Source organism: Salipiger sp. (assembly GCF_059781815.1).
Genome location: NZ_JBYNAH010000365.1, coordinates 225 through 2,787, shown reverse-complemented (window position 1 = coordinate 2,787; position 2,563 = coordinate 225). Strand labels below are relative to the sequence as shown.

Sequence of the window (2,563 nt, the reverse complement as noted above, 5' to 3'; positions counted from 1 at the left end):
CAGCTTCTTCCCGATGTTCCTCGATGCCGGTGCGAACGGAAAGCGTCGCAAAAGATGAGCGCCAGCGAAGGCCAAGATCCTGAATGGCGTGAATTCGAGCGTTTGGTTGCGCGAATAGAGGCTGATGCAGACCCCGGAAATGTGACTGTTACCTCTCCTGATCGTATCAGATGCAAGATTACAGGCCAGCTGCGAGAGGTCGATGCAAGTATCCGTACGCGGATTGGCTCCGCCGAAGTCCTTTTGACGATCGAGTGTCGGCGAAGGACTGCAATTCAGGATGTCACCTGGATCGAGCAACTGGCCGCGAAGAAAAAGGCGATTGGTGCAGATCGTACGATCGCGGTGAGTGCGTCTGGTTTCACCGACAATGCCCGGAAGGTCGCCGAGCAAAGCGGTGTTTCTCTTCGAGAGCTCTCGGAAATCTCGAGTGAGGATGTCAATTCATTGCTGCAGGTAGACTTCGTGCTCTTCTGGCACAAAGCGTGCGTCATCTCACGAGTCGGCATTCGAAAATTTCGCTCGCTCGATTGGAAGATGCCAGAGCCGTCGGATGTTGACTGCACGCTACCCGAGGATACGGACCCTTTCGCATCCATCTTTCGTAACGAGGAGACCGGCGCGGCCTGGTCTTTGAACGATCTTTGGCTCCAGCTTCAGGAGGCAACTGATCCGTTTGAAGGCATAGAAAAGGCCCAGTCACCCGTCTTCCGAACGGTGTGCTTTCCCTATCCCGGCGAGGTGACCGTCACGACTCCCGACGGACCTGTTCGGTTGGGAGACGTGATACTCACCGTTGCTCTCTGGGTAGAGGCAGAACACATTCCTTTCGATGCGGCCAACAGGGTCGAATATTCATCCGGCGATATCGATGCCATCCAGCGCGTAGAATTTTCTTCGCAGCGGCGGATGGGAAAGAACCAGCGCATCTCCTTGCAGATGCCTAAGCACTCGGAAAGTATTCGTGACCTAAGAGCAGGATTTTTTCAGCCTTCCAACGAAAAATAGCGGAAAATACCTCGTAGGTTATCCTCTACGTGTTGGCCCGTGGCCAGCGCAGTTTCCCACGGCCGACGCGCAACGCTTCCACCAACCTAGTATTGCCCGGCAGCCGCCCCGAGAACAGGCTGGGCTTCGGATCAAGTGCCGATTTCTTGAATGCCGCCACTCGCTGATAGTCAGGCGTCGCCATCCAGGTCCGCCCATCTCCATCGTCTGTGACAATCCGATAGAGGCCGGCAGGTGGGGCGGTCGCGGTGTCGAGCAGGCGCTTGTAGTGTTCGACCGACCATTTCTGAATGCCGCCACTCAGGGCCTCCGTTCGGAACCGTGCCCATAGCGCTGCCGTGTCGGGGGTCGGCCAATCACCAGCATCGGTGAAAGCTGTGATCTCGTCGGATTCGAGCCAGGCCCTCATCTCCGCGGGCGTGACGAAGGCTGGCTCGGCATCCTCGATTGCCGCCATGGCTGCGCGCCGTGATGGAAGGCCCGCGCGGATCAGCATCGACATCATGAATTGTGGAACGCCGGTTTCGACCGCTGCTGCGGCGCCCCCCACCACTGTTTCTGGAGACCAGCCGAGGGACATACGGCGGGTACGAACAGCTTCCAAGGCCCAGACCAAACGATAGGTGAAGGCCTCTTCGACAGCCCGCATATTCTGAGGCCCAATATTGGCGACATCGTCGCCAGACACCCAACGGCGCAGGATGTCCTTCCAATTGGCCGGTAGCGCGTTCGTCTTGTCTGGAATGAACGGCCGCATGAACAGCAGGCGTTCCCCGAGACCTGAAAGGGCGTCAACAAGTTCGCCGACATCGCCACTCAGCGCAGCAGCGTCAGCTTGATCGAGGAGATCGGCCAATTCGTCTGCCATGGCATCAATGGCGAGCCCAGCCTCTAGTCCGACACCCATCGCGAAATGTCCACGCCGCGCCTCCGTTGTAGTGGACTTCCATATGAGTTCAGCGCGCGCCTCGAACACCTTCTTGTGCAATGGCGCGATGTCCTCGTCTTCTCGGGCTATCTGGCGCGCCCAGAGCGACCCTTTGAGCGCCTCGTCCAAGAGCGTTGGCAGATCCGCCCGGTCGGAGTCCAGCGCTTCGATCAATCCGAAGACAGTCGCATCGAGACGTTCGACGATTTGCGAAAGCGGTTCCTCGTCGATTGTCTCCCCCTCGTCATCACCACCTTCATCTTCACTGTCATCTGCGTCATATTCCGCGCCGGCCGCCAAGCGCTCAGCGACTGCGGCTTCCTCCGCGGGCGATCTCCAGGCTTCGCGGGCGTTGGCGAGATATTCCCATGCGTCATCGCGCTCCAGAACGCCTTCACGGGCCAGGCGCTCAAGGATCTCTGCGACGATTTGGATGAGGCCGCTCTTCAGTGTGCGGGCCTTGGCGGAGGCAACCAACTCACGCCACTCTCTTTCTCGCCATTTGATCTTGTCGAACATCACGTGAACGATGAGGCCTTCGACGTCCACGAAAGCGCGGCCGGCTCGCCCGGCGACATTTGCGAACTCCTCGCCTTTGATCTTCTCGCCTCTGCGGACCAGATACGG

The 2,563-nt window shown here is 58.6% G+C and carries 1 protein-coding gene and 1 pseudogene; one reads left to right on the top strand and one right to left on the bottom strand.

What is annotated here, in order from left to right:
* Positions 1–1,008, top strand: a 1,008-nt coding sequence (locus AC6RA4_RS24715) for a restriction endonuclease (RefSeq protein WP_500164851.1), incomplete at its 5' end; no start/stop codon positions are given.
* 25 nt (positions 1,009–1,033) lie between these two features.
* On the opposite strand, the pseudogene AC6RA4_RS24710 reads toward AC6RA4_RS24715, so the two are convergent.
* Positions 1,034–2,563: pseudogene (locus tag AC6RA4_RS24710) on the bottom strand (DEAD/DEAH box helicase); the annotation flags it as partial.